Source organism: Paenibacillus sp. P4_A7 (genome assembly GCF_056402455.1).
Window position 1 is genome coordinate 1 of record NZ_JBFUHJ010000355.1, and the last position, 5,825, is coordinate 5,825.

7 protein-coding genes are annotated in these 5,825 nt (G+C 43.4%); all 7 read left to right on the forward strand.

Annotated elements, in window-relative coordinates; genetic code table 11:
• Positions 1–541, forward strand: a 541-nt coding sequence (locus tag AC1DWN_RS26015) for an extracellular solute-binding protein (RefSeq protein ID WP_477561795.1), incomplete at its 5' end; no start/stop codon positions are given.
• A gap of 61 nt (positions 542–602) precedes the next feature.
• A complete protein-coding gene (locus AC1DWN_RS26020) occupies positions 603–1,478 on the forward strand; it encodes a carbohydrate ABC transporter permease (protein WP_477561796.1) in 876 nt (291 codons plus the stop codon).
• A 15-nt stretch (positions 1,479–1,493) separates the two neighbouring features.
• Positions 1,494–2,330: a carbohydrate ABC transporter permease gene (locus tag AC1DWN_RS26025; RefSeq protein ID WP_477561797.1), complete on the forward strand. Its 837-nt coding sequence runs from the start codon at positions 1,494–1,496 to the stop codon at positions 2,328–2,330.
• A 151-nt stretch (positions 2,331–2,481) separates the two neighbouring features.
• Positions 2,482–3,414: a manganese-dependent inorganic pyrophosphatase gene (locus AC1DWN_RS26030; RefSeq protein ID WP_477561798.1), complete on the forward strand. Its 933-nt coding sequence runs from the start codon at positions 2,482–2,484 to the stop codon at positions 3,412–3,414.
• Positions 3,415–3,607: 193 nt separating this feature from the next.
• Positions 3,608–3,907, forward strand: a complete 300-nt coding sequence (locus AC1DWN_RS26035) for a DUF6509 family protein (protein WP_477561799.1) — start codon at positions 3,608–3,610, stop codon at positions 3,905–3,907.
• A 214-nt stretch (positions 3,908–4,121) separates the two neighbouring features.
• Positions 4,122–5,333, forward strand: coding sequence for an ornithine--oxo-acid transaminase (locus AC1DWN_RS26040; RefSeq protein ID WP_477561800.1), 1,212 nt, complete (start codon positions 4,122–4,124; stop codon positions 5,331–5,333).
• 5 nt (positions 5,334–5,338) lie between these two features.
• Positions 5,339–5,825: arginase family protein (locus tag AC1DWN_RS26045; protein ID WP_477561801.1), on the forward strand; the 487-nt coding region annotated here is incomplete at its 3' end.

Consider the following 5,825-nt stretch of genomic DNA (forward strand, 5'->3'; position numbering starts at 1 on the left):
GCTTGGATCTGTCTACGCCGACGCGGCTAATAATTTCCTTAATGAAAGAACAGCGATTATCGCAAATGGCACCTGGATGGTCGGCGACTTCGCTGATACCTCGAAGGCGCCTGAAGGCTTTGACAAGAAAGTGGGCGCATCCCTGTATCCAGGTGGTATCGGGCTTGCAACTACAGCAAGTTACTCCTGGTGGATTCCTAAAGGATTGAAACAAGAGGAAACGGACGCAGCACTGGCATTCCTCGAATTTATTCGTTCTCATGAGGAAGTTGAACTGTTTATGATTGCTGAAGGCGGCCAAGCTCCGAACGTAACAACTTCAGAAGCATTCGAATCCAAATTGAATCCGATTATGGCTGAGATGAACAAGTCCGTGTCGAACGATCTTAAACTAATTGCACAATCCATGGKGGATGTGTGGCCAGATCAGATCGCTTCCAAAGAATTCAGCGGATTTCTGCCATTGTTGGCACAAGGTAAAATGACACCTGAGGAGTTTGCTGAACATTTAACTAAAAAAGCGCAACAATTCAAGAAATAGCATGATCAATGGGCCCTCCACTTGAAGTGAGAGGGTCCATTATAAAATAAGAGGTGAGGAAATGAAGATTAAGTGGCTAAATTTGTGGATCGCGGCTTTTTTGGCGCCTACGATTCTTGTCCTGGCGTTTTTTTACGTCATCCCTATTGGTACCGTACTGATTACGGGATTTATGAAATGGGACGGCTTGAGTACGCCTGTTTTTAACGGATTCGACAATTATATCAATTTGATTACTTATGACAACACATTTTTTATAGCGTTGCGAAACCTCTTATTGTGGTCATTGATTGCGGCTACTTTGCACGTTGGATTTGGAACGTTGGTGGCGTTTGTTTTGTACAAGAAACATATGGGATGGAGATTTGTCCGGGGTGTATTCATGGTTCCCATGGTGATCTCCTCTGCTGCCTGGGCAATCATTTATAAGCTTTTATTCAATGATGAGATTGGATTTCTGAATAATTTGATTAGGAGCATAGGATTCTCCGATTTTCATGTAAATTGGTTTTATGATTCTCCGAGTGCATTTTTTGCCATTACTTTGACTTGGTTATTTTACGCTGTTTATGTCACTTTGATTGTCTACAATGATTTAATGGCAATCCCGAAAGAAGTTCATGAAGCTGCGCTTTTGGACGGCGCGAGCGAGTGGAACATTATCAGGTATATTAATTTGCCGCTTGTAAAAAAAGCGATTGCGACAGGTATTATATTGTCGGTGACTGCGAGAATCGCCGGTTTCGAAGAAGTTGCGCTTACCTCCAGGGGGGGACCGGGAAACGATACCTATAATATTACGCTGATGCTCTATGACGGGATCGTTAACTACAATTATGGATATGCCAATGCGGCAGCGACGATTATGATTCTACTTGGTGTCCTTGTTCTGTTTGTAATCAATAAAATATTCAAGATGAATGAGAGTACTTATTAAGGCGGTGTGCTTCTAATGAAAGTTAGAAAAAGAGATTGGCCTGAACGAATTTTTTCTTACAGTGTTATGGTTTTTACTGTGATTGTGTCTATTTTTCCTTTGCTATGGATTTTGTTGTCATCATTTAAAACAAACAAAGAAATATTGGGAGATCCTTTTTCATTACCCAAAAAAATCGATATTCAGGCATATAAGGACGTTTTGACTCAGTACGACTTTTTTAGTTATTTTAAGAACTCCATGTTCATTGCTGTAACCGCGACACTAATTGCGCTTTTTATTTACGCCCTTGCCGGATACATTTTCGGGAAGTTCAACTTTCGGGGGAAAACCTTTCTATTTATTCTATGTACGATTACTTTGCTTGTACCAGGATACGCTCGTGCGCAGCCCATTTTCACATTAATTATGAAATTGGATCTTTATGRTACGAAAGCGGCACTGATCCTGGTGTATGCCTCATTTGGAATGGCTTTGGCATTGTTCATATTACGATTGTCTTTTATTGCAATTCCTAAAGACCTTGACGAATCAGCTTTAATTGACGGTGCGGGCTTCTGGCGGATCTTCTGGAGCGTGAATTTGCCGCTGGCAAAATCAGGGCTTTCTACAGCAGGCATATTGATGTTTCTAAATAATTGGAATGAATACTTCTATGCGCTAATCTTAACATCCAGCCAAGAAAATAGAGTGTTGCCAGTGGCGTTGAAGTTTTTTAACGAAACGTTCTCTTACAATTATACAAGAATGTTCGCAGCGCTGATTATGGTCATTATTCCCGGAATACTGATTTACGTGCTAGTTCAGGAACAAGTGCAACAGAGTGTTGCCTCATCTGGGGTTAAGGGGTAAGACATCTTTGTTTACATTAATTCAGTGTAAAGGTATAGGAATAATTGTGACTTAAGGTTATAATGGTTTTTAGTGTATAATGGCAGGATAAGAGCTTGGCTGAAGATGTCTGCTCGTGCCAGCCGACAAATAACCTTTAAGGAGTCTCACAATGGAAAAAACTCTAATTTTCGGACACAAAAACCCGGACACAGACACAATTACATCAGCAATTGCCTACGCAGAGCTGAAAACGAAGCTAGGTGCTAACGTTGAAGCGATTCGCCTTGGTGAAATTAACGGCGAAACACAGTATGCATTGAACTATTTCGGCATTGAAGCACCGCGTCTCGTRGAGAATGTGGCTGATGAAGCAAAAACCGTAATTTTGGTTGACCACAACGAACGTCAACAAAGCGCGAACGATATCGATAAAGTACGCGTTCTAGAGGTTATTGACCATCATCGCATCGCTAATTTCGAAACTAGCCACCCGCTTTATTTCCGCGCAGAGCCTGTTGGATGTACAGCGACGATTTTGAATAAATTGTATAAAGAAAATGGCGTAGCCATTCGTAAAGAAATTGCTGGCCTTATGTTATCTGCAATCATCTCTGACTCACTATTGTTCAAATCCCCAACCTGCACAGATGAAGATGTAGCGGCAGCTCGTGAGCTAGCGGAAATCGCTGGCGTTGACGCAGACAGCTATGGACTTGATATGCTGAAGGCTGGAGCGGATCTTAGCGACAAGACGATTGCTCAACTGATCTCACTGGATGCAAAAGAATTCTCAATGGGAAGCTACAAAGTAGAAATCGCACAAGTTAATGCGGTGGATACAAATGACGTACTGTCCCGTCAAGTTGAGCTGGAAGCAGCTCTTAACGAAATCATTGCAGCTAAGGGTCTTGACCTGTTTGTACTCGTTGTAACGGATATCTTGAATAATGATTCCGTTGCGCTTTCATTAGGTAAAGTAGCAAACGCAGTAGAGAAAGCTTATAATGTAGCTCTAGAGGATAACAAAGCGATTCTTAAAGGCGTTGTATCACGTAAATCGCAAATTGTCCCTGTACTAACTGAAACATTGACCGGCATGTAAGCTGACTAATGAATCATGAACGGCAGTCTGGAACTTGATTATCAAGTTTCGGGCTGCTTTTGCTTAATTATAAGACTTTATAAGTTTCACACTTATAACGAGGCTTATAATTCACCGCGAAACGAGCTTTGCCGCAAAGGGCAGCGACAGCCGTTTACGCTTGTGTTTTTTATATAGAAAAGGAGTGGATGGAATGTTCGCAATTACGGAATATAGCGTTCAAATTATGAAGGACCCATTTGGCATTTTGACAGGTGATCGTTATGAGTTTGTGCTTGATTTGGACGTGCCAGATGATGACGAGCTTTATAATGAAGATGGCGTGTGTCTGCGTGTCGTTTATGTCGTGGAAGAGGACCGCACACGTATTGTAAAATACGAGTTCCTTGTTAAATCATCCAATGAGTACATTGACTTCGAGATGGAAGAAGACGAAGAAAAAATGGTTTTCGATTTCTGTACGGAGCATTTTAAGCAAGCGGCAACTAACTAATCATTCACACCACCATATCGATTCAAAATATTTAGGAATGGAGCTTATATCAGCTCTGTTTCTTTTTTTTGCCCAAAACCAAATTAAGTTCTCGCAGCTTGATCGGCAATCAACCGTTTCTACCTTAAACGCTGAAACGGTTATTTGCTGTCGACTTACCGCATAAAATGCATAAACGATTATTTTTTGTGAAGCATGCGGAAAGGAGCGGGAGATGACTAGGGCACAGAATGACATGGAGCTGGCAGAACGTTACGGAGCCCGGAATTATCATCCCCTGCCAATCGTTATTAGTAAAGCAGAGGGTGTGTGGGTGCAGGATACGGAGGGTATACGATACATGGATATGCTTAGCGCCTATTCGGCTTTGAACCAAGGACATCGCCATCCCAGCATTATTCAAGCATTGAAGGAACAAGCAGATAAGGTGACCTTAACGTCACGGGCTTTTCACAATGAAACGATGGGATTGTTTCTAGAGAAGCTATCCGCCTATACCGATAAAGAGCGGATTCTGCCTATGAATACTGGTGCCGAGGCGGTAGAGACGGCTATTAAAGCGGTGCGGCGCTGGGCGTATGACGTGAAGCGTATTCCAGAAGATCAAGCTGAAATCATCGTTTTCGAAGGGAACTTTCACGGTCGGACGATTACGGTTACTTCCTTCTCATCAACATCAGAATATAAAAATGGCTTTGGGCCGTTTACTCCAGGCTTCCGGCTAGTTCCATATGGTGATATTGACGCTCTAAAAAAAGCTATAAGCCCAAATACGGCTGCGGTGCTCATTGAGCCGATTCAAGGGGAAGCGGGTATTCGTATTCCGCCAAATGGTTTTCTATCCGAATTAGCTAAGCTTTGCACAGAGGAACAGATCCTGCTCGTTGCAGATGAAATTCAAACGGGCTTTGGACGTACAGGACGCAGGTTTGCTTGTGATTGGGAAGCGGTTATACCTGATATTTATATTATGGGAAAAGCGCTAGGCGGCGGCGTTATGCCTGTCTCTGCGATTGCGGCAGATTCAGCGATTATGGATGTGTTTGAACCGGGTTCACATGGGTCTACTTTTGGAGGCAATCCATTAAGTTGTGCGGTTGCGATTGCTGCGCTTGATGTTATCGAGTCAGAGAAGCTTGCTGAGCGTTCTGAGCGACTGGGGAACTATTTTATGGAGAAGCTAGTTCAGCTTAAGCACCCTGACATAGCTGAGATAAGAGGAAGAGGCTTATTTATCGCGATAGAGCTGCTCACACCCGCTCGGGATTATTGTGAAAGACTGATGCGTCTAGGGCTGTTATGCAAGGAAACACATGAGTATGTGATTCGATTAGCCCCCCCGCTCATCATTACCGAAGCAGAGATCGATTGGGCATATGAACGTATAGCGGCCGTATTTTGCAGCAGCACCGAAACAGGAGGCTGACGGTCATGATAAAACAACAAGTAGCCCTAGTGAAGGTTCCCTTCGGCAAAGGGGCTGGCATCGCGGGTGCTGAACTGGGGCCTGCTCATATTATTGAGAATGCCGCATTATTAGCAAAGCTGGATGAGCTGAGTATCACATATCGCATAGCAGAGGAAATTATTTTACAGCCGCTGCAAGTGGATCCTGTTGAGAACATACAAGTGAAGCATTTGGCTGAGGTGCTGGAAATGAGTACGCTGCTGGCTGATCGGGTGTCGGGAATAGTGGCAGCAGGCGAGTTTCCTCTAGTATTAGGCGGCGATCACAGCATTTCAATTGGCACTATAGCAGGTTTAGCTGAGCATTTCAGCAATCTTGGCGTCATCTGGTTTGATGCGCATTCCGATCTAAATACGGAGGAGACGAGTCCGTCGGGAAACATTCATGGCATGTCTCTTGGGGTCAGTCTCGGACGAGGCAATCCTTTATTAACAGCTATTAGAGGTATTT